The organism is Allotamlana fucoidanivorans (assembly GCF_006265225.1).
GTDB classification, from domain to species: Bacteria; Bacteroidota; Bacteroidia; order Flavobacteriales; family Flavobacteriaceae; genus Allotamlana; species Allotamlana fucoidanivorans.
Genome location: NZ_VDCS01000003.1, coordinates 85,426 through 111,800, shown reverse-complemented (window position 1 = coordinate 111,800; position 26,375 = coordinate 85,426). Strand labels below are relative to the sequence as shown.

Annotated in this window: 18 protein-coding genes; 13 read left to right on the top strand and 5 right to left on the bottom strand. The window is 33.2% G+C overall.

Annotated features, from left to right (window positions below; translation table 11 throughout):
- The first annotated feature begins 9 nt into the window (after positions 1–9).
- The 10 genes from FGF67_RS03400 (at position 10) to FGF67_RS03355 (ending at position 14,990) form a co-directional block, all read left to right on the top strand.
- Positions 10–1,020 (top strand): zinc-binding alcohol dehydrogenase family protein, encoded by a 1,011-nt coding sequence (locus tag FGF67_RS03400; protein WP_139695068.1) that lies wholly within the window; start codon positions 10–12, stop codon positions 1,018–1,020.
- Positions 1,021–1,028: 8 nt separating this feature from the next.
- On the top strand, positions 1,029–2,681 hold the full coding sequence (locus FGF67_RS03395; RefSeq protein WP_139695067.1) for a UxaA family hydrolase: 1,653 nt from the start codon (positions 1,029–1,031) through the stop codon (positions 2,679–2,681).
- Between the two features lie 9 nt (positions 2,682–2,690).
- Positions 2,691–4,127: a tagaturonate reductase gene (locus tag FGF67_RS03390; RefSeq protein WP_139695066.1), complete on the top strand. Its 1,437-nt coding sequence runs from the start codon at positions 2,691–2,693 to the stop codon at positions 4,125–4,127.
- A gap of 9 nt (positions 4,128–4,136) precedes the next feature.
- On the top strand, positions 4,137–4,973 hold the full coding sequence (locus FGF67_RS03385) for an amidohydrolase family protein (protein WP_139695258.1): 837 nt from the start codon (positions 4,137–4,139) through the stop codon (positions 4,971–4,973).
- Positions 4,974–4,983: 10 nt separating this feature from the next.
- On the top strand, positions 4,984–5,775 hold the full coding sequence (locus FGF67_RS03380; RefSeq protein WP_139695065.1) for an SDR family oxidoreductase: 792 nt from the start codon (positions 4,984–4,986) through the stop codon (positions 5,773–5,775).
- 89 nt (positions 5,776–5,864) lie between these two features.
- Entirely contained in the window at positions 5,865–7,193 is a 1,329-nt protein-coding gene (fucP, locus tag FGF67_RS03375; protein WP_139695064.1) for an L-fucose:H+ symporter permease, read from the top strand.
- Positions 7,190–7,531 carry an L-rhamnose mutarotase gene (locus FGF67_RS03370; protein WP_139695063.1) on the top strand — a complete coding sequence of 114 codons (342 nt, stop codon included), beginning with the start codon at positions 7,190–7,192 and terminating at the stop codon, positions 7,529–7,531. Before fucP ends, FGF67_RS03370 begins: the two co-directional genes overlap by 4 nt.
- A gap of 172 nt (positions 7,532–7,703) precedes the next feature.
- Positions 7,704–11,804, top strand: coding sequence for a hybrid sensor histidine kinase/response regulator transcription factor (locus FGF67_RS03365; protein ID WP_139695062.1), 4,101 nt, complete (start codon positions 7,704–7,706; stop codon positions 11,802–11,804).
- A gap of 234 nt (positions 11,805–12,038) precedes the next feature.
- Entirely contained in the window at positions 12,039–13,571 is a 1,533-nt protein-coding gene (locus FGF67_RS03360) for an alpha-L-fucosidase (RefSeq protein WP_139695061.1), read from the top strand.
- Between the two features lie 189 nt (positions 13,572–13,760).
- Positions 13,761–14,990: a glycoside hydrolase family 27 protein gene (locus FGF67_RS03355; RefSeq protein ID WP_139695060.1), complete on the top strand. Its 1,230-nt coding sequence runs from the start codon at positions 13,761–13,763 to the stop codon at positions 14,988–14,990.
- On the opposite strand, the gene FGF67_RS03350 is transcribed toward FGF67_RS03355, so the two are convergent.
- The 5 genes from FGF67_RS03350 to FGF67_RS03330 form a co-directional block, all read right to left on the bottom strand.
- Positions 14,895–15,737: a DUF6250 domain-containing protein gene (locus FGF67_RS03350; protein WP_233243991.1), complete on the bottom strand. Its 843-nt coding sequence runs from the start codon at positions 15,735–15,737 to the stop codon at positions 14,895–14,897. The genes FGF67_RS03355 and FGF67_RS03350 overlap by 96 nt on opposite strands.
- A gap of 62 nt (positions 15,738–15,799) precedes the next feature.
- A complete protein-coding gene (locus tag FGF67_RS03345; RefSeq protein ID WP_139695058.1) occupies positions 15,800–17,248 on the bottom strand; it encodes a sulfatase family protein in 1,449 nt (482 codons plus the stop codon).
- 13 nt (positions 17,249–17,261) lie between these two features.
- Positions 17,262–19,244, bottom strand: coding sequence for a GH39 family glycosyl hydrolase (locus FGF67_RS03340; RefSeq protein WP_139695057.1), 1,983 nt, complete (start codon positions 19,242–19,244; stop codon positions 17,262–17,264).
- 33 nt (positions 19,245–19,277) lie between these two features.
- Positions 19,278–20,327, bottom strand: a complete 1,050-nt coding sequence (locus FGF67_RS03335) for a zinc-dependent alcohol dehydrogenase (protein ID WP_139695056.1) — start codon at positions 20,325–20,327, stop codon at positions 19,278–19,280.
- Between the two features lie 6 nt (positions 20,328–20,333).
- Positions 20,334–21,848 carry a sulfatase gene (locus FGF67_RS03330; RefSeq protein ID WP_199240646.1) on the bottom strand — a complete coding sequence of 505 codons (1,515 nt, stop codon included), beginning with the start codon at positions 21,846–21,848 and terminating at the stop codon, positions 20,334–20,336.
- Positions 21,849–22,615: 767 nt separating this feature from the next.
- Here FGF67_RS03330 and FGF67_RS03325 point away from each other — a divergent pair.
- The 3 genes from FGF67_RS03325 (at position 22,616) to FGF67_RS03315 (ending at position 26,367) form a co-directional block, all read left to right on the top strand.
- Positions 22,616–23,545, top strand: a complete 930-nt coding sequence (locus FGF67_RS03325; RefSeq protein WP_139695055.1) for an ROK family protein — start codon at positions 22,616–22,618, stop codon at positions 23,543–23,545.
- The gene (locus FGF67_RS03320; RefSeq protein WP_139695054.1) at positions 23,535–24,773 is read left to right on the top strand and encodes an MFS transporter; all 1,239 of its coding nucleotides are present in this window, start codon (positions 23,535–23,537) and stop codon (positions 24,771–24,773) included. Before FGF67_RS03325 ends, FGF67_RS03320 begins: the two co-directional genes overlap by 11 nt.
- A gap of 115 nt (positions 24,774–24,888) precedes the next feature.
- Positions 24,889–26,367 carry a sulfatase family protein gene (locus FGF67_RS03315; RefSeq protein WP_199240645.1) on the top strand — a complete coding sequence of 493 codons (1,479 nt, stop codon included), beginning with the start codon at positions 24,889–24,891 and terminating at the stop codon, positions 26,365–26,367.
- Positions 26,368–26,375 lie beyond the last annotated feature (8 nt).

Below are 26,375 nucleotides of genomic sequence, written 5' to 3'. Positions count from 1 at the left end.
AATAACAATATGAAATACATTGTTTGCGAAAAACCAGGAGAATTTCAATTGAAAGAAAAGGAGGCTCCTGTACGAAAAGAAGGCGAAGCTTTATTACAAATAAACAGCGTTGGTATTTGTGGTACCGATTTACATGCTTATGGCGGAAACCAAGCATTCTTTACCTACCCTAGAATATTAGGGCATGAATTAGCTTCTGAAGTATTAGAAATTGGAGAAAATGAACGCGGTATAAAAGCAGGCGACAAAGTTGTTGTTATGCCTTATGTTAGCTGCGGAGAATGTATTGCATGCCGAAACGGAAAAACAAATTGCTGCACCAATATTAAAGTTTTAGGTGTTCATGCCGATGGCGGAATGCAGGAACAAATTACCGTACCTGCAGACATACTTTTACCGGCCAACAACTTATCTAACAATGAAATGGCTATTGTAGAGCCTCTTGCTATTGGAGCCCATGCAGTGAGAAGAGCCAATATTCAAAAAGGGGAAACTGTAGCTGTTGTGGGTTGTGGTCCAATTGGGATTGGAATCATGAAATTAGCGCAAATTGCTGGTGCAAAAGTAGTAGCCATCGATATGAATGAGCAACGCTTAGAATATGCCAAAGAAAAAATTGGTGTAGATTATATTGTAAAAGCCGGAGAACATGCGGTTAATGAAATTTCAGAAATCACTAATGGCGATTTATGCACTGCTGTTTTTGATGCCTCCGGAAACAAATATGCTTTAGAGGCTTGTCCTGATTATATGTCGCATGGTGGTCGTTTTATTCTTGTTGGTTTATCTAAAGGCGAATTAACTTATACACATCCCAAAGTACATGCCAAAGAAATGACTTTAATGTGTAGCAGGAATGCAACAACCGAAGATTTTGAGCATGTTATTAGTGTTTTAAATCAATTCCCTACAGATTCGTTCATCACGCATCAAGTACCGTTTACGAAAATGATAGAACATTTTGATAGCTGGTTAAAACCAGAAACAGGCGTTATTAAAGCAACAGTAAGTTTTAACTAAAAATAAAGATGTCTAAAAATTACGTTCAAATAGACCCAAGAGACAATGTTATTGTTGCCATAAATCCATTAGAAAAAGGAAAAGTAACAAAAGTCGCCGGCAAAGAAATTACTTTAAAAGAAAACATTAAGCAAAAACACAAATTTGCGCTTAACGACTTTAATGTTGGCGACGAGATTTACATGTATGGTGTATTAATAGGAAAAGCCACTAAACCCATAAAAGAAGGTTGCGCCATTACTATTGACAATGTAAAACATGCTTCGGCAGAATTTAATGATTCTAAAGAAAAATTCACGTGGACAGCTCCTGACGCTTCAAATTTTGAAGGTAGAACATTTAATGGATTTCATAGAAAAGATGGCAAAGTAGGTACAGCTAATTATTGGTTAGTTATTCCTTTAACATTCTGTGAAAATAGAAACCTAGATGTTTTAGAAGGCGCACTTTCTGAAAAGCTCGGTTATGAAACCAAAAAAGATTTTGCAGTTGACACCGATGCTTTAATTCGTAAGTATAAATCTGGCGCTAGTGCCGAAGACATTTTCAATACACCAATTATAACAACTAAAGAGGAGATGACAAAAAATCGCATCTTCCCCAATGTTGATGGTATAAAATTTTTAAAACACGATGGCGGATGTGGTGGTATACGTCAAGATTCTGAAGTGCTTTGCAAGCTTCTTGCTGGTTATATTACTAACCCTAATGTTGCTGGTGCAACAGTTTTTAGTTTGGGTTGCCAAAATGCGCAAATAGAAATGCTTCAAAAAGCCATTGATGCTATCGATCCTAACTGCGATAAACCTGTTCATTATTTAGAACAGCAAAAAAGCGAAAGTGAAAGACATCTTATAGAAGAAGCCGTTAAACACACGTTTATTGGTCTTACTGAAGCCAATAAAATAGAAAGGCAACCTGCGCCTTTAAGCAAACTCGTACTTGGTTTAGAATGTGGTGGATCTGATGGCTTTTCAGGGATTTCAGCTAACCCAGCTCTAGGTTATGCTTCCGATTTATTGGTAGCACTTGGCGGAAGTCCGGTATTATCAGAATTTCCAGAATTAAACGGTGTTGAGCAAGAACTAATTAACCGATGCGAAACTACCGAAGATGCCAAAAAGTTTTCAAAATTAATGCGTGCGTATTCAGAAGCTGCTGTAGCCGTTGGTTCAGGGTTTGAAAACAACCCATCTCCTGGAAACATAAAAGATGGCTTAATTACCGATGCTATGAAATCGGCTGGCGCGGCCAAAAAAGGCGGAACATCGCCTGTAGTTGAAGTTTTAGACTATACAGAACAAGTTACAAAACCAGGCTTAAATTTACTTTGCACGCCTGGTAATGATGTTGAATCTACCACCGGATTAGTGGGTTCTGGCTGTAATGTTGTGGTATTTACAACTGGTCTTGGTACGCCAACGGGAAACCCTGTTGCCCCTGTTTTAAAAATGTCAAGTAACACTAATTTGTACCAACGTATGAATGATATTATCGACATTAATGCGGGTACAGTAATTACAGGCGAAGACACCATTGCTTCAATGGGCGAAAAAATATTAGATCACATCATAAAAGTTGCTAGTGGCGAAGTTGCATCAAAAGCAGTGCTTCACGGAAACAACGATTTTATTCCTTGGAAACGAGGAGTTTCATTATAACATAAAACTATGAATAACTTAAATAGAAAAACCGCAAACGTTAAAACATACACCGAACGTATTATACAATTTGGCGAAGGCAATTTTTTAAGAGCTTTTGCGGACTGGATGATTCATGAAATGAATAAACAAGCTCATTTTGATGCTGGTGTAGTGGCAGTTCAGCCAATTGACCAAGGCTTAATCAAGATGTTGAATGACCAAGACGGTTTATATACATTATATCTTAACGGCATTAAAAATGGCAAAGCCATCAGCGAACATGAGATTATAGATTGCATACAAAGAGGTATTAATCCTTATGAAAACTATGCTGATTACTTAGCAAATGCTGAAAATCCAGATTTACGTTTTGTTATTTCTAATACTACAGAAGCTGGCATAGCCTATAACGCTAATGATAAATTAGAGGATGCGCCTCAAAGCAGTTTCCCTGGAAAATTAACTGCATTATTATATAAAAGATTCCAAACTTTTGGTGCTGCTTCAGACAAAGGCCTTATCGTTATTCCATGTGAATTAATTGACCGCAATGGCGATAATCTTAAAAAAATCATTCTTCAATATGCTGAAGATTGGAATTTAGGTGCTGATTTTGTAGAATGGATTAACGATGATAATATTTTCTGCAATACCCTTGTTGACAGAATTGTACCAGGCTACCCAAGAGATAAAATGGATGCCATTACCAAAGAACTTGGCTATAAAGACAATTTAGTAGTTGAAGGCGAACAATTTCACTTATGGGTTATTGAAGGGCCAGAAGCTGTAAAAGAAGAACTACCTGCTGAAGCTTGCGGACTCAATATTGTTTTCACAGATAATATGGAGCCTTATAGAACCAGAAAAGTACGAATTCTAAATGGTGCACATACTAGCTTAGTACCTGTTGGGTATTTATATGGTATTGATCGTGTTCGTGAATCATTAGAAGACGAGGTTGTAGGTGGTTTTTTAAGAGATGCTATTTTCAATGAAATCTGCCCAACTTTAGATTTACCAGAAGACGAATTGAATCAATTTGCTAATGATGTTATTGATCGGTTTAGAAACCCGTATTTAGAACACGCGTTAATTAGTATATCTTTGAATTCGACTTCAAAATATAAAACCAGAGTTCTACCATCAGTTTTAGAATACATCAAAAGAAAAGGCGAATTACCACAACGCTTATTATTTTCTTTAGCTGCTTTAATCGCATTTTATAAAGGCGAGCGCAACGGAGAAGCCATCCCATTAAAAGATGACCAATCGGCTTTAGATTTCTTTAAAACACAATGGGCAGCAGGAAATATCGCTGATGTGGCAAAAGCAACACTTCAAAACCAAGATTTCTGGGGTGTTGATTTAACACAATTTGAAGGTTTACTAGAAACTGTAACCACCAACTTAGAAAACATTGTGAATAACGGCATGCAAGCGGCCTTACAAGATTTTAGTAAATAAAATTTTATGATGGTAATAGATTCACATCAGCATTTTTGGAATTACGAGCCTAAAAAACACGACTGGATAGATGATTCTATGAAGACTATCCGTCGTGACTTTTTACCTCAAGATTTACAACGCGTATATACCGAAAATAAAATTGATGGTTGTATAGCTGTTCAAGCCGATCAAACGCTTGCCGAAACTAATTTCTTAATTGAATTGGCTGCAAAAAACAACTTTATAAAAGGAGTTGTAGGCTGGGTTGATTTTAGAGACGAAACAACCATTGAATCAGTTTTAGAACAATACAAACAATTTGATATTATAAAAGGTTTCCGTCATGTTGTTCAAGGCGAACCAGATCATAATTTCTTGCTGAGACAAAATTTTAAAAATGGTATTGCTCATCTAGAAAAACACAATTTCACTTATGACATCTTGGTGTTTCCGTATCAATTGGGTGCAGTACTCGAATTTGTAAAAAGCTTTCCAAATCAAAAATTTGTTATCGATCATATTGCAAAACCATACATAAAAGATGGTTTTTATGAGGGATGGGCAGTCCTTATTAAGGAAATTGCTAAACATGAAAATGTATACTGCAAGTTATCTGGTATGATTACTGAAGCCGATTTCAACAGTTGGACACCAGAACAAATTTATCCGTATATGGATGTCGTTTTACAAGCCTTTGGTCCAAAAAGAATTCTATTTGGTTCAGATTGGCCCGTGTGTTTGGTAGCAGGAAATTATTCAAAAGTAAAACAATTAGTAACCAATTTTATCGCACCATTATCGTCTTCAGAACATGAAGCAATTATGGGTAAAAATGCTGTGGAATTTTACAATTTAAAACAATAAAATAAAGAATATGGATTTAGGTCTAAAAAATAAAATAGTAGTTGTAACAGGAGCTGCCGGAATAAAAGGTAGTATTGGAGAAACTATAGTACAGTCGTTAGCCAATGAAGGCGCAATTCCTGTTATTGTAGACAGAAATGCCAGAGGTTTTGGGTACGCTGAAGCTTTACAAAACCAAGGTATTGATTCAATTTTCGTTCAAACCGATTTATCTGATTACAAACAAATAGAACGCGCCGCCAAAACTATTGAAGAAAAATACGGTCGTGTTGATGCTTTAATTAATAATGTTGGTGTTAATGATGGTGCCGGACTTGATGCTTCAATGGATGATTTTATGTACTCCCTAAAACTCAATATGGTTAGCTTTTTTGCCATGACAAAGTTCTGTTTACCAATGATTAAAAAGGTAAAAGGAAACATTTTGAATATAGGTTCAAAAGTGGCATTAACCGGTCAAGGAGGTACATCGGGCTACGCAGCATCTAAAGGAGGTGTACTAGGGTTAACCCGAGAATGGGCCGTTGATTTAATAAAAGATGGTATTCGTTCAAACGCTATTATTATAGCAGAAAGTTGGACCCCTGCATATGATCAATGGATTAAAACCTTAGAAAACGGCGAAGAAAAACTAGAATCTATTGTCAAGAAAATTCCTTTAGAAAACCGAATGACAACACCAGAAGAGATTGCAGACCAATGCCTATTTGCCATTTCAGAACGTTCATCGCATACAACTGGTCAATTTATAACTGTTGATGGTGGTTATGTACATTTAGACCGATCTCTATTAACAGAATAAATCATTTGTTATGCAATAAAACACAAGTAACTTAATTTTTATTTTGTTCACATTGTGCATTGCAACCTACTAACTTAAACCTAAAATTTATGAGTAAAACAAAAAATATACCAGTAGTTAGAAAAGAACTTTTGTTTCCTTTTATAATAATTACTTCTTTATTCGCCCTTTGGGGTATCGCAAACGATTTAACCAACCCTATGGTTTCTGCCTTTAAAAAAGTAATGCCAGAATTATCAAATGTTCAAGCGTCATTAGTACAATTTGCATTTTATTTCGGTTACTTCTTTATGGCCTTACCAGCAGCTTTGTTTATTAGAAAATACAGTTATAAATCTGGAATAATTCTGGGGCTTTCATTCTATGCTTTAGGGGCCTTTTTGTTCTACCCAGCTGCAGCTAATGAAGAGTTTAACTTTTTCTTAATTTCATTATGGGTAATTACCTGTGGTTTGGCATTTTTAGAAACAACCTCAAATCCGTTAATACTTGCTTTAGGCGATAAAGAAACAGCAACACAACGCCTAAACTTAGCTCAAGCTTTCAACCCTATTGGCTCACTTACAGGAATGATAATAGCACAAGTTTTTGTAATTGGTGCACTACGCTCTGATGACTACACAGAAGAAGCTTATAAAGCCTTATCGTCAGAAGAATTAGCCGCTGTTCGAGAAAACGACCTTGGCATTATTAGTGTCCCATACATTGCACTTGGTGTTTTAGTTTTAGTAATCATGGGTATTATTATCGCTACTAAAATGCCTAAAACGGCAGATGAAGATAAAATGTCATTATCTGAATCGTTCAAAAAATTAAAAGTTAATAAAAACTACATTTTTGGTGTTATTGCACAAGCGTTCTATGTAGGCGCTCAAATCATGTGTTGGACATACATCTTTCAGTATGTAGACAATATTAACGAAACTCATGGTACAGATTATACCGCTACTTATTTTAATGTTGCTGCAATGATATCTTTTTTAACAGGACGTTGGATTGGTACCGCATTAATGAAAAAAGTTAATCCTTCACGATTGCTTATGTTATTTGGAATTGGTGGCGTTATTATGTGTGCAGGAACAATATTATTATCAGGATTAGCTGGCTTAATATCACTGGTAGCTATTTCAGTTTTTATGTCTATTATGTTCCCAACCATTTACGGTATAGCACTGAAAGATATGGGAGATGAAGCAAAAATTGGTTCAGCGGGTCTAGTAATGGCTATTGTTGGTGGTGCTTTAATGCCTGTACTCCAAGGCAGTATACTTGACTGGGGAGGAAGTGGTTTTGCTGATGTTCAAGTTCTAGGCTTTATTCCTGAAGTAAATTTCTCTTTTATTTTACCATTAATTTGCTTAGCTGTTGTGGCCTTTTACGGGTTCACTAGCTACAAACGAAACCTTAAAAACTCATGACAACAAAACGCTATTGTTACGCATGCGATTTAAAAGATGACTCTAAACTAATCGCTGAATATAAAGAATACCATGCTGCTGGAAACGCATGGCCAGAAATCACTAAAAGTATTAAAGATGCTGGTATTGTAGATATGGAAATTTATTTAACAGGAAACCGCATGTTTATGATTATGGAAGTTGATGACACGTTTGATCCTGTTAAAAAAGCGGAAATGGATGCGAACAACCCAAAAGTTCAAGAATGGGAAAACCTAATGTGGAACTACCAACAAGAATTACCCTGGGCCAAAGATGGCGAAAAATGGATTCCGTTAGAGCAAGTTTTTAAACTATAGAATTATTTTTACGTGTTAAGTGATTGCAGATGTTTGTTAATAAAATCGCCAAATTAATATGATTTCTGTTTTATAAAATATATTAGCAACTTAAAATAATATAATCACAACAAAGTTTGAAAGTTAGTCCGTAATAAAAACCACTAATTTTCTTGTTCTAAATTTAAGATGAATGAAATTTAAGCACTATTTGGATATATCAAGGATTGATATTAAACAGTTTATTTCTTTTAAAGTATTTTTTCTTTTTTTAGTAATGCTTAATTATTACAATGGTCTTTCTCAAAATTACTTAGATCAAGGAAATATACTTTTTGAAAAAATTTCAAATGAAGAAGGGTTGTCTCAAAGTACTGTGTTTTCAATAACTCAAGATACTTTGGGTTATATGTGGTTTGCCACCAACGATGGCCTTAATAAGTATGATGGCTCTCAATTTACGGTTTACAGAAATGACAAGGAAAATCCGAACTCATTGCTTTCAAACCCGTTGCGAAAGGTATATATAGATAGTTTTGGGGTGTTGTGGATTGGAGGTAATAAGGGAGTGAGTAGATATGATTCTAAAAAAGATAGATTTGATAATTTTCAATTAGTAAAAGGTAATAGTGTAAGATTTGTTTCGGACATCGAACAAGATGGTAATGCAGGTTTATGGATTAGTACTTTTGAAGGAAGCCTATACAAGTTTGATAATGAAAGTGATAGTTTTGAATCTATAACAATTTTAGCACCGAAAGGTGTTAATATTGAAATAATTCAGGATGTAATTGCATTTGAGAATAATTTGATTTTAGCCACAGATGTGGGCTTATTTAATTTTGACTGTGAGAGGTATATCTTAACGGAAATTGTACTTCCCGGTATAAAAAAAGGAATAAGAGTTATAAGTAAAAGAAAAGAAGGTGGCTTTTGGGTTGGCACAGATGGGGATGGACTTGTGGAACTTGATGCTGATTTTAAGCTAAAGAAAATAAGAAAGCATAACATAGCTAATCCAAATTCATTATGTAATGATAATGTACGTTCTATTTCCTATGATAATGATGGGAAACTATGGGTAGGTACGTTCATAGGGTTAAGTATTTACGATCCGCTTAGAGATATTTATGATAATTATTATCAAGATAATACAAAAATATATGCCTTAGGTCAGAATTCTGTTAGGAATATATATAAAGATAATGATGGTGGTATGTGGTTGGGAACATATTATGCAGGTATTAGTTACTATCACCCAAATAATATAAAGTTTAATTTAATAGACCAAAATGGTGGAGAACTATCTTTAAGTGACAATGTAGTAAGTGTTATTACTGAAAATAAAGACGGCACTGTTTGGATAGGAACAAACGATAAGGGGTTAAATTTATGGGACAGGGAAGACAATAAGATTACTTTTTTTTCTTCTGAAGAAGGAAACAACAGTTCGCTTAGCTCAAATAATATAAAATCTATTTTAGCCCTTGAAGATGGAAAACTGCTTGTAGGTACTCATGATAACGGTCTAAATTATTATGACCCTAAGACAAACAAGAGTAAAATATTCAGAATAGAGGATTCAAAAGGAAATTTTAAGAATAATGGAATCTATTCTATATTAATGGATAGAAAATCTCAGATATGGCTAGGTACAGAAAATGGGCTTTACATTTTTAAACTTTCAGATGAGAGTTTAAAGCGTATTGATGAAGGACTTGAAGGGAATCGTTTAACATCAAAAAATATATCTTTTTTATTTGAAGATTCATTAAATAGAATATGGGTTGGAACCTATGATGGACTTAATGTATATTATCCAGATAAAGATACTTTTGAGTCCTACAAAAAGATCTCAGGAAATAAAAATTCATTAACTGAGAACTACATAACTTGTATATTTGAAGATAGTAAAGGAAGGTTGTGGGTTGGAACTAATGGGGGATTAAATGTTTTTAACGAACTTCAGCAAAACTTTGTTCAATATACTACTAAAGATGGACTCTCTAACAACGTTGTTCAGGGTATTTTAGAAGATAACAGTGGAAGATTATGGATAAGCACAAATTCAGGAATCTCTCATCTTGATTTAAAAACAAATAAGTTTAAGAAATATACCAAAGCAGACGGTGTGCAAAACCACCAGTTCATGGTTTCTTCTTATGCAATGCTTAGAGATAGTACTTTTGTTTTTGGAGGAACAAAAGGTATTACCTATTTTAAACCAAACGAAATTCATGATACTGCATTTAATTCAAAAGTGAATTTGAATGCTCTCAAGGTCAATAATGAGAAAATATTACCAGATGACATCAGTAATATTTTAGAGCACCATATAAACTTTACTGAAAATCTAATATTAAAAAGTGAACAAAATTCTATAACTCTTGAATTTTCCGCTATGAACTATTCTTATAATAATAAAGTTAGGTATTGCTGGAAAATGGAAAACTATGATGAGGATTGGATATGTTCTGAAAATAATCAAGCTACATACTCAAATATTTCCCCAGGAGAATATAAATTTAGAGTCATAGCACTTGACTCAGATTCTAACTATGGTCAATCAATCAAAAGCTTAAATATTTTAGTTTTAAGGCCTTGGTGGCTAACAATTTGGGCCTTATGCATTTATATAGTTCTACTAATATTAACGATTATTTTTCTATATAAAATTATTACGGATAGAATAAAAACAATTAATGATCTTAAAAAGATAAGATCAGAAAAGTTAAAGTTGGCTCAAGTTAATCAAATGAAAATACAATTTTTTACAAATATAACTCATGAGTTTAGAACGCCATTAACTCTAATATTGGCACCTTTGGAAAAAGTTTTAGAAAAGAATATTTCGGATGAATGGTTAAGAGACCAAATTATTCTTGTAGAAAAAAATGCTAAAAGATTACTTCGTTTAATCAACCAACTATTAGAGTTTAGGAAATTAGAAACAAATAAAATGAAACTAAATGCTTCGAAAGGGGAAATAGTAAGTGTAATAAATGATATTTATCTGTCATTTGCTTCTTTGGCATCTAAGAATAATATTATATACTCTTTCAATTCAAATGAGAAAACAATAGAAATGTATTTTGATCCTGATGTCATTGAAAAAATTATGTATAATTTATTGTCTAATTCATTAAAATTTACACCATTTGGTGGCTCTGTTAGTGTAAATGTTCTTAGAGAAAAAGCTAGGGTAATAATTGAGATTGAAGATTCTGGAGAAGGAATAGCAGAGGAACAATTAGAGCTGATTTTTGAAAGATATTATAGTACGAACTCTAATGATAAAGATTCTGGAACAGGAATAGGATTAGCTCTTTCAAAAAGGTTGGTAAAATTACATCAGGGAGAAATAAAAGTTGAGAGTATTGAGGGAGTTGGTACCAAATTTATAATTAGTTTACCCTTGAATAATGAATCATATTCAACTGAAGAAGTATCTGGTGATAAGTCTAATAAAATGAATAAACAACTCAAAATCAGTGATCATTTGGAGGAAAGTATCAGAGACAATCATGCCATTGAAAATCTAAAGGAAAAGGTTGACACAATTTTAATTGTTGAGGACAATATGGATATTTCTAATTATCTTTTCAGGAATTTTTCAAAGAAATACGTTGTCTACACTGCTCCTGATGGTTTAGAGGCCTATGATATGCTTAAAAAAATAAATCCTAGTCTAGTCATATCTGATATTATGATGCCAAAAATGGATGGTGTCAATTTTTGCAAAAAAGTTAAACAGAATATAAAGACCGCACATATACCTATTATATTGTTAACTGCCAAGACTAGCATTGAAAATCAACTTGAAGGAATTAATTCTGGGGCTGATGATTATATAGCAAAACCATTTTCTCTATCTCTTCTTGAGGCAAAAGTTAAAAACGTTATTAAATCAAGAAAACGATTAAAGGATTTCTATTCACAATCACTAGAAATACATCCTGAAGAAGTTGCTTTTAGTGATTTGGATAAGGAGTTTTTGAGTAATGCAAAAACAATCGTCGAAAAAAACATTAGTAATGCAAATTTTTCTGTAGAAATTTTTGCCAAAGAAATTGGAATGAGTCGATCAAATTTGCATTTGAAGTTAAAGGCAATTACAGGAGAGTCTGCAACAGACTTCATTAAAAAAGTTCGATTTGGTCAAGCTATCAAACTTATTGAAAAAAAACGGTATTCAATTTCTGAAATTGGTTATATGGTGGGCTTTAATTCACCTTCTTATTTTTCAAATAGTTTTAAAAAGTATTTTGGTTATTTACCTACCGAACATTCATAAAAATTAAAGTAATTCATGTTTTGAATACTTTTTATAGTTGTATTGATTTGGGTTTCGTAATAGAACGGTCAAATTCTAGGAATTGATTTTATTCAATGTGATGCGTAACTAATATAAACTGTTTATGAAACATTTTGACATCAGTAAAACTTTTTTTAATGGAACTTTACAATAAATTTAAACACAAAGGGATTTAACCTACCCTATGTATGAATGTAATAAAAACGCATAAAAATGAAAAAAAACAAAAAATGTATTAAGCTTTCTATAATGATTCTATTTTTCAGTACTTTGCTCAGTTGTAATCATAGAAATGAAACCTCTAATAATGAAGATACTAGTTTCATGACATTTTCGCCTAGTTGGGAGTCTCTTTCCAATCATCAACAAACACCAGATTGGTTAAGAGACGGAAAGTTTGGAATATATTTTCACTGGGGTGTTTATACTGTTCCGGAAAAGTACACAGAATGGTATCCCAGGTACATGTATGATAAAAATAGTTTTCTTTTTGAATTTCATAAAAACACTTATGGAGATCAGTCAGAATTCGGTTATCATGATTTAATTCCTCTTTTTAAGGCCCCTAAATTTGACGCTAAAAAATATGCAAATTTAATGAAGACTGCCGGCGCAAGGTTTGGAGGTTTGGTAGCAGAACATCATGATGGATTTTCGATGTGGAATAGTAATGTTAATCCTTGGAATGCAAATGACATGGGGCCAAAGAAAGATATTTTAGGTTTATTAAAAACCGAAATCAATAACGCAGGCTTAAAGTTTTTTACAAGTTTCCACCATGCCAGATTACTTCAAAGAAATTCGACAACACCCAATGACGGAACTTATGATAGCCATTTTATTTATGATAAAAATTGGCATACATCTTCAACAGACCCTAAATTATCTTTATTGTATGGAAATATTAATGAGGATAAATTCTATGAAATATGGTTTGAAAAGTTAAAGGAGGTTATTGATGAGTATTCTCCTGATGTTATATACTTTGATTCGTGGCTTAATTTGATTCCGGAAAAACATAGAAAGGAATTTTGTGCTTATTATCTCAATGAGGCGCAAAAGAAGCAACAAGAAGTTGCAATAATATATAAGCAACATGACCTTCCTTTATCGGTAGGTATAAATGATATTGAAAAAGGCGGTCATACAGAAATTTTTAAGCCTCTATGGATGACTGATGATACTGTTAATTTTGGATCTTGGTCTTATACTGATGATATTAAAATAAAACCAACTTCAATGGTTTTACACAGCTTGATAGATATAGTGAGTAAAAATGGGACACTATTATTAAATATTTCACCAAGAGCGGACGGGTCAATACCTGTGGAGCAGGAGCTAGTATTACAGGAAATTGGCGAATGGCTTAAAGTAAATGGAGAAGCAATTTATAATACCAAACCTTGGTTGATTCACGGAGGAGGGCCTACAGTACCAAAGGCGGGTACTCATGGAGGGATGACGACAACCAATGTCTATACTTTTGAAGATTATAGGTTTACACAATCCAAAGATGAAAAAATTATTTATTTAATGTTTTTAGGAAAGCCAGAGAAGGGTAGCCGTTTAAAAATACGAGAGCTAGCACCTCACAGGTATCCAACGGCTACACCAATAAAAAGTGTAGTTGAATTAACTAATAATTCGAATGTTAAAGTTGAAGTAACTGATAGTTCAACATATTTTATAGTACCTGAAGTTGAACTCAATGATTATGCAAATGTTTTCAAAATTATTTTAGAATAGTTCATCCATTATTAATACTCGCATTGTTAACTTTCAGTATTAATTATCTTTTATAATATTTTTGGGTTTTGCTCAATTTTATTATTCGAGAGAACACAAAAGTTTATAATTAGAATAAGTCTTAAACTTAATAATTATGGTTCTTATTTAAGTAAATATAATTTCTAGTATAAATTAAAAATTATTACAATGAAAAAAAAGATTAGGTGTTCAATTCTAATTATCGTTTTATGTGTGGTTACTTTAAAATCAAATGGTCAAGTGACGCCTCCAATGGGCTGGAATTCTTGGAATAAATTTCGTTTTAATGTATCAGAGAATCTTATTAAGGAGACTGCTGATGCGATGAAAAAGCAAAAATTAATCGATTGTGGCTATCGATATATCGTAATTGATGATGGATGGCAGTCAAAATCTCTAGGAAAAGATAGTCTTTTGTTAGCGGATGAAAAAAAATTTCCTAATGGCATAGAGTCATTAGTTGACTACGTTAATGCACTAGGGTTTGAGTTAGGTATATATTCAAGTCCGAATAAATTAACATGTGGAGGATACCCTGGTAGTTTAGGATTAGAAAGGATACATGCAAAACAGTTTTCCGATTGGGGGGTTAAGTTTGTGAAGTATGATTATTGCCCAGCAAGAAATAAAGAAAAGTCAAACTCAGGAGAGTTAATTTTAAAAAGGTTAAAAGCCATGCACAATGCGCTTTCAGATATCGATAGTTCTATAGTATATGCAATTTGCGAAAAAGGTTGGGTTAGTGGCCAAATTCCTAATGCGCGTTCATATAGAAAGCAAATAAAAATAACACCTCAGAATAGAAAAGAATTATTTCATTGGGCTCCTGAATTAGGGACAATGTGGAGAACAACTAATGATATTAATCCTACTTGGGGTAAAATTATGCAAATTTTAGATAGTCAAGAAGGTTTAGCAACTTTATCAGGACCAGACTCATTTAACGATCCTGACATGCTTGAAGTAGGAAATGGAAAGTTAACTTTGTCTGAAAATAGATCGCATTTTTCATTATGGTGTATACTTACTGCGCCATTGATGTTGGGTAGTGATGTGAGAAATATTCCCGATGAAATTCTTGAGATAATAACAAACAAAGAATTGATTGATATTAATCAAGATAAACTTTGCAAACAAGCAGAGAAAATATATGATGAAAACGGCATTGAAATATTCTTAAAGCCTTTGTTAAATAAGGAAATGGCAGTATGTATTTTAAATAGAGCAGATTTTGCACAAGATTTAATGCTAAAATGGGAAGATTTGGGAGTGGATGAAGAAGAAATGATTTTAGTAAGGGATTTATGGCTTCATAAAAATATTAAAAAAGAAGGAAAGTATATAAGTACAAAAATTGATGCACATGATGTAATGGTACTTAGGATAAGTAAAAACTAGAAATAAAATTACCAACCAATTTACATCCAAAAGTAAAACACTCTTTACGGGATAGTGTCTTTTATATATCTTAAAATTGTCTATTTCTAAATGGCTCTTATAGGTTCTAAAAGCAAACCACCCATCCTTTATTGGGTTTTTGTCTAAAAAATCGTATATAAGCCTTTCGTTCCTGTAAAATTTCACTCTATTATCTCTAACTATTATTTTGATATCATTAATTTCATTAGGTTTAAGTAAATATATTTCATCATAAAGGTCGTGTTCAGGTAATAAAGGTTTATTGCCTGTACCATCATATCTTCTAAATCTTGTCCTTGTATTATTATGAACACCAATTCCAGCGTAATATAACTCAAGGCTGTTATATTCATTGAAATTACCATTTCTAGCTTTGCTAAAAAGATTTTCAGGGTTATTTGGGTCTTTAGCCTTCCAAAAACAATTTAAATCACTTACACGGTCTTTTTTAATATCATGTTGAATCACTGTAGCTTCATATTCTATTGTATAATTACCAGTAAGTTTTTCTTTATACCATATTGAGGCACCTTCGTTAACATCTATTTCTAATTTTTTAGAATCATTAATAAAAATTTTTCCATGCGAATATTCCAAAAACCAATTCCCTAAACCTTTGTCAAAATTATCTTGATAAATGAGATGACTATTGTTCTGAATTGAGTTTTTTTTAGAGCTTATGCAACTAATTTGTAAAATAAACGTTAAAAAATATATGTACAACATGTATTTTTTTCTTCTGATAATTTTATAATTTAGCATAATACTTTAGTCTATCCATTGAGTAATTATTTTATACCCGCAGGTCTGTTATCTTTGCCTTTAAACCCAAAAAGGTTATCGCCTAACTCCATTCTTTTGTCTTGAGCCAATTTCATAAGTTTATCAACAACTTTTGGATAATGCTCAGCTACATTCATTTTTTCTGATACATCGCTTTCTAGGTTGTATAGTTCAATATTTTGAATTTCTATACTTTCATAAGGCGAGGGGGTGCCTTCTGTTCCACCCTTTCGCCCATTTAAAGATCTATAGTTATGCGGGAAGTACATCTTCCATTTCCCAGATAATATTCCTTGTAGTTCATTTTCTTTGTAATAAAAATAATAAGCCTCATGAACAGGCTGTTTAGTTTGACCTGTTAAAACATCCATTATATCTTTACCGTCAATTTCATTTTTAGGTAATTCTGCACCGGTAATTCTTCCTATTGTAGGTAATATATCAATATTCATTACCGGAGTGGAAACTATTTTTCCAGAAGGAATTGTAGAAGGCATTCTTATGAGACATGGTACTCTAGTTCCCCCCTCCCATACAGTTCCTTTACCTTCTCTTAATTTCCCAGCAGAACCAGCATGCTCTCCATAGGAAAGCCACGGTCCGTTATCAGAGGCAAAAATAACTAGGGTATTTTCATCAATACCTTGTTTTTTTAATTCATTTAATATTTCTCCTACAGACCAATCTAGTTCCATAATGACATCTCCATAAAGCCCTGCTTTTGATTTTCCTTTAAAAGCATCCGATACGAACAATGGTACATGTGGCTGTGGATGCGCCAAATACAAAAAGAATGGATTGTTTTTGTTGATTTTAATAAAATCTAAGCTTTTTTGGGTTAAAACTTTGGTAAGGTTTGACTGATTTGTTAAGGTATCTATTATTTTATGGTTTTGATATAGCGGTAATGGAGGGAATTTAAACTTATCTTGCCATGGGTGGAGAGGCCACATATCATTTGAATATGGTATTCCGAAATAGTCATCAAATCCATTATTATTTGGCATGAAATCCTCAGTGTCCCCTAAGTGCCATTTACCATATATTGCTGTATTATATCCTTTTGGTTTTAACATTTCAGCAATAGTAGTTTCATCAGGATTTAACCCTATCTCTGAATTTGGAAATAAGGCACCATGAATACCTATTCTGTTTGAATAACAACCAGTGAGCAGTGAAGCTCTTGAGGCTGAACAAACTGGTTGCGCAACATGGAAGTTACTTAACATCACACCTTCTTTTGCCATTTTGTCCAAATTCGGAGTGGTTAAATTTTCAGAGCCGTAACAATTTATATCAGCGTATCCTTGGTCGTCTGTATAAATTATAATCACATTTGGAGGATTATGACTATTAGCACTTTTAGAATTTTTGTTACTACAGGAAAAAAGTGATAAAAGCACTGAAAAATGCAGTACTAAAATTGAAATTATATTATTGTTTTTAAAATTCATTTTGCGTTTAAGTTTAAAAGTTAATTTGTGTTTCATCGGACCATAATCCCACATTACCCCATATATCGATTGCTCTAATCTTATATCTACCTTTAACGGTTTCGGGTTTCCATGTATGTACGTAAGCACAATCAATTAAATTTCCAGCACTAACAATTTTAAAATTGTCACTATCGTTTTCTGCAAAAGAAATCTCATAGCTCAACAAATCATCGTTTTCAATGTCATGCCATTGTATCATAATATCAGTTTCTCCTTGGAAACTGTTGTATTTTTTTAAAGTGGGTTTTTTAACTTTATTTATTTGATTCTTATGGGATCCAGAGATAAGAATTAAACTAACTGATGAAGGTGGCATAGTAACTTCTAAATCAAGATTTCTATTGTTTGATTCGAAGGATACTATCGGTTCGTATACTGCAGGTTCTTGGAATCTCTTAATATTTTTTATTTGATCTGAAGTTGGAAAGGAAGGGCCACCTTGTTCTATCCATTTTTCAAAAGGATTTCCATGGTTTTCATCAAGTCTATAATGCACCATTTTTCCTGATTTGAAAGGGAGGTTAACCAGTTCTAGTTTTAAATTTATTCCTTGTTTTTGAATTATTTTTTTTTCGTCATCAGTAATCCATGGGCGAGGTTCTCCGTTGTAATTAATTTTTACTTCTGGTTTGTTGTAAATTAATACACCAATAAAGTCATTTCCTTTTATTGTAGGTATCACTCCTAAGTTATTGCCCTTTTTTGTAGAATAACCTACATTTAAACTTTGATTGCCTAGTCTAGACAACAAACTCATTACAGTAAAAACAGGCTTTTTGATTAGGGAGAAATTGTTTTCGTTAAAAGGATTACTAAATCTTGCAAAGTGAGTTCTATGTTTCCAGTCTCCCATAAACCCATTATCATTGCTTAAAATTGAATAGTTGACGTTATTTTTCTCTACAAGTATTTTCTGGTGAAGATCTACGCTTTGAGCTACAAAACTGGCATACCAGGGACCAGAACGCCAATAAAAATCTCGACTCCACCCAACCAATGGATCCGCTTCATCATTAACAAAAGGTTTGTCAATAAATTTTGGATGATTTTCTCGTATGTAATCAATAACTTTTTTTTCTTTATCCACCATATCTTGCGGTAATTGTTTGACATGTACAGAAATGAAATCAAGCCTGACTCCTTTTTCGCCAGTAAAATAGTTTGTTCCTGTGTCACAGTGTTCTAGAATAGAATTGAACATCTCTCCTAATCCACCTTCAGATGTTCCAGGACCTCCGAATCTTAGTTGAGGATCAGCCTCTTTTAATCCTTCTGAACACGCATCATAGTAATTTGAAAAACTAACTGTATCATATGGCCAAAAATGCTCTATATTGGGTTCATTAGTAGTTTCAAAATACCACGATCTAACTTCTTCCTTACCATATCTTTCAATAAGATGTACTGCTAAGTCTTTTACAAGTCTTTTCCAAGCCAATAATTGATTATGATTTTTAAAATCATTAAAATAATCCTCGTAGTCTACTTTATAAGTTCCTTCTTTATCGTAGCGAATCTGGTGCTCTTCAAGTTTTCCATTAAACAAGCCCATAAGTTCGAAAATTAATTTTTGATTGTTTGCAACCAGAACATCTAACGATTTGTCCAAAAGTGTCCAATCATAAACAACGTTTTTCGTACCTAAACCCTTTGTTCCAATGAGATTTAATAAGTAATGGGGTCTACTGTAAACTATTCCTGAGTTGTTTACAGACCTTAGATAATTCATAGTTTGTTGCATATCTTTTCGCATCAAGACACTTCCAGGCGAATACCCAGTGCTTTTCCAAAAGTGGTAGAACTCTTGTTTACTATTTGAGAAGTCTACTTTTCCTTTTACCAAATTAAAGTCTTGACCTATACTTTTTGTGCTATTTTGGGCTGGTTGTTTATCACAATTATAGATAAACATTACCAAAGATAAAATAAGTAAGAGTTTGATGTTTTTCTTCATTCCATTATAATTAATGATTAGTTATTATTGTTTTTAAAACTCTTTTTTATTTTTCATATCACAGTCAATCAATACATGAATTGCCTCTTTATCATTTTTATTATCTCTCAACTCAAAAGCTTTTTTGAGATCAGCTAATGAGAAAATATTTGTTACCATTTCTGATGTGTTTATAAGTCCGTCCAAAACCAATTGTACACCCTCATGAAAATATTTTCGCATTTGATTATCCGTTCTAGGTTCTGTAGAATATATATTTATTCTTTTTCTATGCACCTTAAAAAAATCAATCGATTTATTACAAATTCCAATACATCCGTACATAACTATTTTACCACTAAAAGCGACAGTATCAATTGCATCCACCATTCCATCACCATCCAATAGGCAAGGTATTACTATATCGAATCCTTCAGGAAATACTTCTCCAACTATATCCATAGTTGAAGTATATTCATTTGGAATTTTAAATGTATGTGTGGCACCATAAGATTGAGCTAATTTTAATTTTTTAATGTTTAAATCGGTAACGACGAGATTTTTAGGGTTATATAAACTTATGACTTGGGTCATAATCAATCCGCTTACACCTTGCCCCATAATTAGGACATTCTTGTTTTCAGTAATTTCCGCAAGTTCTGCGGTATGGATAATACCCGGTAAAACTTCGATAAGGCTGATTTCCTTCATTGGGAACGATAAAGGAAGTTTTATTACATTAAAAGGTTTACATACTATATATTCAGCAAAAGCACCCCAAACATATCTACACGCTACTTTATCACCTATTTGGAGACCTTTAACATTTTCCCCAACTTCGCAAACTATGCCTGAAACTTCATGACCTAATCTTGTTGGCATTGATAAATATTCTGGTTTTCTTGAACCGCGATAAGTTTCTAGGTCTGAACCACATATGCCAACGTATTTTATTTGTATACATATTTCATCTCTATTGGGTTTAGGTATTTTCGCATAGGCTATTGATATATCATAAGGTGCTTCTAAAACTGCAACAGTCTGCGAATTTGGATGTTCTCTGTCAACCAATTCCAACTCTGCCAATTCCATTTGTGATGCCATAATCAACTAATTTTTATTTTTATATATACCGAAATCACCTTGATCAATCAACTTCAATAGTTTTTGAACTATCATAGGCTCCTGTTTAGCAATATTGGTTGTCTCATTTGGGTCATTAATATGGTCGTATAGTTCAATATTCGGTTCTTCCTCATTTTCTCTAAAGTATTTTGTGAGCCTAAAACGTTCATTTCTTACACTAATACCACGGTTATAATAACTATAGGCAACGTTCGACCAATCAGGAGATTGAAATTTAAGAAGAGGAACTAAACTTTGACCGTCAAGACGATTAGGTTTTGAAAATCCACAAAGCTCCATTAAAGTAGGATACAAATCAATACTGCTAACAATTTCATTTACTTTAGACCCTTTCTTGATTTGAGGGGCTTTAATAATAAAAGTGCTTTTAAGTGACCTCTCAAATAATGTATGTTTTCCCCATATCCTATGGTCACCTAAATGCCAACCATGATCCCCCCAAAGTATAATAATCGTATTATCAGAAAGCCCTAATTGTTCAAGTTCGGTCATTAGCTTTCCAACCTGATTATCAATGTAACTAATAGAAGCATAATAGGCATGAATTAGCTTTTTGGAGTAATGTTCGGATAAAGGTTTTTGAAGTGAGGCTTTTTCTTCTCCTTTTTTGTATTGATTTAGCTCATGACTGGAATGTAGACTTTTTAAATTAACATTTTTTGGTATTTCGGGATTGGGAGAAGTTTTTATTTGATTACGGTCATATAAATCCCAGTACTTCTTGGGCGAATTAAAAGGCAGGTGTGGTTTGAAAAAACCAACGCCAAGAAAGAATGGTTCTTTTTTTTCAGAAAGTTCATTCAATTTTTTCAAGGCAGTTTTTAAAATTAAGCCATCGGGATATCCTTCGTCTGAAACATTTGCCTTTTCATAAGGCTTTAAATTCTTGTTTTCGTCTGTTCTATTTTTACCTCCACTATAAGCAAAGAAACTATTCCATCCAGTTCCCCAATTACCTAAATCCAGCAACATTTCATCCCAACTTTTTGGTAGCTCCCATTCAGTACCTATTTCATCCCCGTAACCATAAATCAAACCATCAGGAGAGTGACTTATTTTACCAACACCAACTGTATAATATCCCTTTTGTCTCAGAAAATGAACAAATGATTCAGTTTTTGGGCTATCTTTTTGTTTAGCTATTTTTTCACTAAAAACTTCATTTGTAATGTCTATTGAGTCTCTAGGGAGTAGGCCTGTTAATAACCCAGCTCTGGATGCACCGCAAGTAGGAGCAGTAACAAAATGATTATTAAATACTACCCCCTCATTTCCTATTGCGTCTAAGTTTGGGGACTTTACGACTGTATTATTATATATTCCAAGATCAGGTCTTAAATCATCGATGGCAATAAAAAGAATATTATGCTGTTTTGCCTCTTTGGCTTTCGGTTTTTTTAAGCAACTAACAATCAAAATCATGCCAAGAAGAAACGTAATTCTTAAAATTAACTTTATGGATAACTTGTTTAAATTCACTTTAGAAGATTTATATGATATTGTTTAGTATTATTAAGTCTTAAGAGATGATTTTTTTGTTCGGTTGATTAATCTACTCGGAAGAATCTCGGTAAACCCTAAAACCACAATAAGAATGTGGAATCAAATGTACCTCTAATTTTAGACATGTAAACTTTTAATTGTTTCAGAAATCACTACTTACGGTTACATGGGTTAATTGTCGGCTAATATTGCAAATTGAAAGAAAACAAATTGTTTAAATTTAGCAGTCCTTATGTGCATTTTAAAGTAAAAGATAAATCAACTTATCAGTTCTAGTGATTCTTTAGTAAAAAATGTTTCGAGAACCATTTTGGTGCTAAAGACCTTATTCGCAATACAGGCTTTACTCATTTTAATCACAAAATTCATGAGAATTGACAGGGTTTTCTTAAAAATAACAACGGTTATTTGTCATTTAGATAAATATGGAAATTAACTCATAATAATGATGATGGATTTAGCTTGATAAAGTACTTTTAACGATGTCCATTCATGGGTTTAGATCTAATCTTGCTTCATTGGTGCTTAAATGTTTAATTCTATTAAGCTTTAATGTAGTTCGGTTTTCGTTATAAAACCACTACGTTTAATTTCTTTTGTAGAAGCTCTAATTAAGATATTAGTTTCAATGGTCAAACTAGCTTTTTCTTGCTAATGTAACATGCGTACGGTTGATAAGTAACATTTATGCAGTTGTATTGAATGCAGAACCCCCACCTTTGCTATAAACATTAAATTTTAAAATGATCAAAAATGCTGTAATTGGTGTTGATTTGGGGGGGACTGCCATCAAGTATGGATTAATTAATGAGGACAAAGAAATTTTGTGGAGTGCTTCAAAGCCTTCTAAAGCAAGTGTGTCTGCAAGTGAAGTTGTGGACAATATTTTAGATTCAATACAAGAGGCTGTTAAAAAATCAAAAGAATTGGAGTTAGGTGTGGTGTCGATAGGTCTAGGTACACCAGGATTGGTAGAGAAAAGTAACATAGTTGTTGGAGGAGCTAATAATATCAAGGGGTGGAGCAATATTCCTCTTGGAAAAATTCTATCAATAAGAACAGGGATTAAAACTTTTATTGCAAATGATGCTGATATGATGGGGTTAGGAGAGTTTACACTAGCGCCAAATTATCAACATGACTCAATGTTATTTATAACTCTAGGAACAGGTATTGGAGGTGCTATTTTTATTAATGGCGAACTGTTTAATGGTCATTACGGATTGGGAGGAGAATTAGGTTTGTTACCTATTGTTGTTGATGGACAAAGAAGCTATTGGGAAGATATTGCTTCAACCTCAGCTATGGTTAGAGAGTATGAAAAGGTTGCTTTGAAAGCCTCAGACAATATTAATGGTGAATACATTGTAGATAAATATTTTAAGAAGGATCCTATTGCAATAGAGATAATAGATCGGATTACACAGTACATAGGTGTTGGACTTGCTGGATACGTAAATATTTTTAATCCCAAAAGAATAATAATTGGAGGAGGGGTATCACAAGCCGGCAGTTTTTTTATTGATAAGATTAAAAGGTATACTAAAGAAAATGCCTTAAAAGAGTCTTACAATGGTGTTGATATTCAAGTGGCTAAATTAGGAAATAAAGCAGGTTTTTTTGGAGCGGGCTTATTTGCATTTAAAAAAATACAGACAAAAGATGAAAAATAGATACTTAATAGTTGGATTGGTTTTACTGGTATTTTTTGTAATATCTTTTCTAACTAATATTTTGGGCGCTATCAACCCAAATATTAAAGAAAGTTTTAATCTAGAATTTTCTTCCATGGGATTTATGACATTAGCCTTCTTTTCTGCATATGGTATTATGTCTATTCCAGCAGGAATACTTGTTGAAAAATATAAAGAAAAGAAAATTATTCTTTCAGGTTTTATTTTAGCATGTACTGGTTCTTTTAGTTTTGCTATTTTTCCAACTTATGGCCTTTTTCTCTTTTCCTTGTTCTTAATTGGTACGGGAATGGCTATGCTGCAAGTTGCTATTAATCCGCTTTTAAGAGAGGCTGGAGGCAAGGAAAATTTCGCTTTCTACTCGGTGCTTGGGCAACTGTTTTTCGGTGTAGCTGGAGTGGTGGGACCCTACCTTTTCGTATATCTCATGGAGCATCTTGGTGACAAAAGTACATCTGATAAATTCATCTTGTTCTTATCGGGCTTTGTTTCTGAAAATATGAGTTGGGTAGTAATTTACTGGATTTTTGCTGCTGTTGCATTTATTATGGTGGTCGTAGTGTTGTTTGTAAACTTTCCCAACGTTGAATTAGAAGACAATGAGAAAATTGGAGGTCTGGAAGTTTTTAAAAATTTAACTAAGAACAGAACGGTAATAGCTTTTTTCATAGGTATATTTTGCTATGTTGGATTTGAGCAAGGTGTTTCTTTCTGGATTTCACAATTTTTGGAAGTCTATCACAAGGTTGACTCTGAAACAACTGGAGCAGCCGTAGTAGGAAACTTTTGGGGCTTCCTAACTGTTGGCTGTTTCTTAGGACTGGTAATATTAAAATTCTTAGACAGTAAAAAAGTTTTGATAATCTTTTCCTTTTTCGCCTTTTTGAGTTTAACTCTCGCACTTTTTGGTAATAAACAAATGGCAATTCTTTCTTTTCCTGCAGTTGGATTTTTTGCATCTATAATGTGGTCTGTAATTTTTTCTTTAGCATTAAATTCTGTCGATAAATATCATGGTTCATTTGCGGGGATTTTATGTACAGGTATAGTTGGTGGTGCAATAGTACCTTTTATAATTGGAGGGTTAAGTGAAGTTCTTGATCTAAGGTTTGGAATGATTTTTAATTATATGACTCTCGCATATATTTTTTCAATTGGGATTTGGGCAAAACCACTCGTAAATAATAAAACTATAGGGTCTAAATAAATATCTTTTTAAAAATTCTCAATTAAAGTATATGACCATATGTTTCTAGTTCAAAAAATTTAATTCGTAATATAATATAATGAACAAAAAAAAATGCTTAAAAATAGTTTTGTTAATGGGATTAGTTTTTCAGTTAATTTCTTGTGAAAAAGAAACTAAAAAACGCAAAAATTCCAAAAAACCAAACATCCTCATTTTAATGAGTGACAATCATTCGTGGAATCATTTAGGAGCTTACGGTAACGAGGTTCTCAAAACACCGAATATTGACGCAGTGGCGAATAAAGGAGTACAGTTTGAAAATGCTTATTGTGCTTCACCTTCATGTTCACCAGCTCGAGCAGCAATGTTAACAGGGCAGGATGTATGGAGACTAGGAGAGGGGGCAAATCTCTGGGCAAGTTTCCCTAAGGAGAAGGTATATACAAAACTTATGTCTGAAGCTGGTTATCATGTAGGGATTGAGGGAAAAGGCTGGGGACCAGGTAATGCTTCAGAAAATGGGTGGGAGTATAACCCTGGAGGCGAAAGATATGATTCTTTTGAAGAGTTTTATAACGAGATTGAAAAAGGACAACCATGGATGTATTGGTATAGCAGTAGAGACCCGCATAGACCATTTAGAAGAAATGGATGGAAAAAATCTGGTTTAGACTTGTCTAAAATAAAAGTTCCATCTTACCTCCCAGACTCGGAAGAAGTAAGAAAAGATATTGCGGATTATTATAACGAGATTCAGCTTTTTGATAAGGAAGTTGCTTCTTATTTAGCGCTTGTTGGAGAAATGGGGGAGCTTGAAAACACAATAGTTATAATTTGTAGTGACAATGGTTGGCAAATGCCAAGAGGGTTAGCTAATTTGTATGATGCAGGAACTAAAATTCCATTAATTATATCATGGCCAAAACACTATAAAGGAGGAAGGGAAATTACTGATTTTGTTAGTTTAAATGATTTTGCTCCTACATTTTTAGAACTTGCAGGTATTAAAGTTCCTGAGGAAATGACGGCCAAAAGTCTACTCCCTATTCTCACTTCTAATGACGAAGGAAGAATAGAGGAAGAAAGAGATTTTTTTGTTATGGCAAGAGAACGCCATGCTTTTGTTCGCAAAAATGGTCTGGGCTATCCAGGGCGAGCAATACGCACTGATGACTATTTATATATTCGGAATTATGAGTCTGATCGTTGGCCAGCCGGTGACCCTCCGTTATATGGAGATGTAGATGCCCATATGTTACAATATCCTTGCGCTACTAAATTCTATATTTTAGAACACCAGAACAAAGATGAAATTAAACCATATTTTGATTTGGCATTCTCAAAAAGACCTTATGAAGAATTATTCGATCTTAAGAATGATCCAGAACAAATAAATAATGTGGCAGGTAATCCTAAATATGCTAAAATTAAAGAGGAACTATCAAATAAATTAACTGATTATCTCGTGAAAACTGGAGACCCAAGGGAGACAGATGTCAATTTTGATTGGGATAATGTGCAATATTTCATGGAAGGAGATAAGTACCCAAAGCCAAGTTTGAAAGCTATCGAGGTTCTTGGCTTAAAAGAAGAATATGATTACACCGACTAAAAGTAATG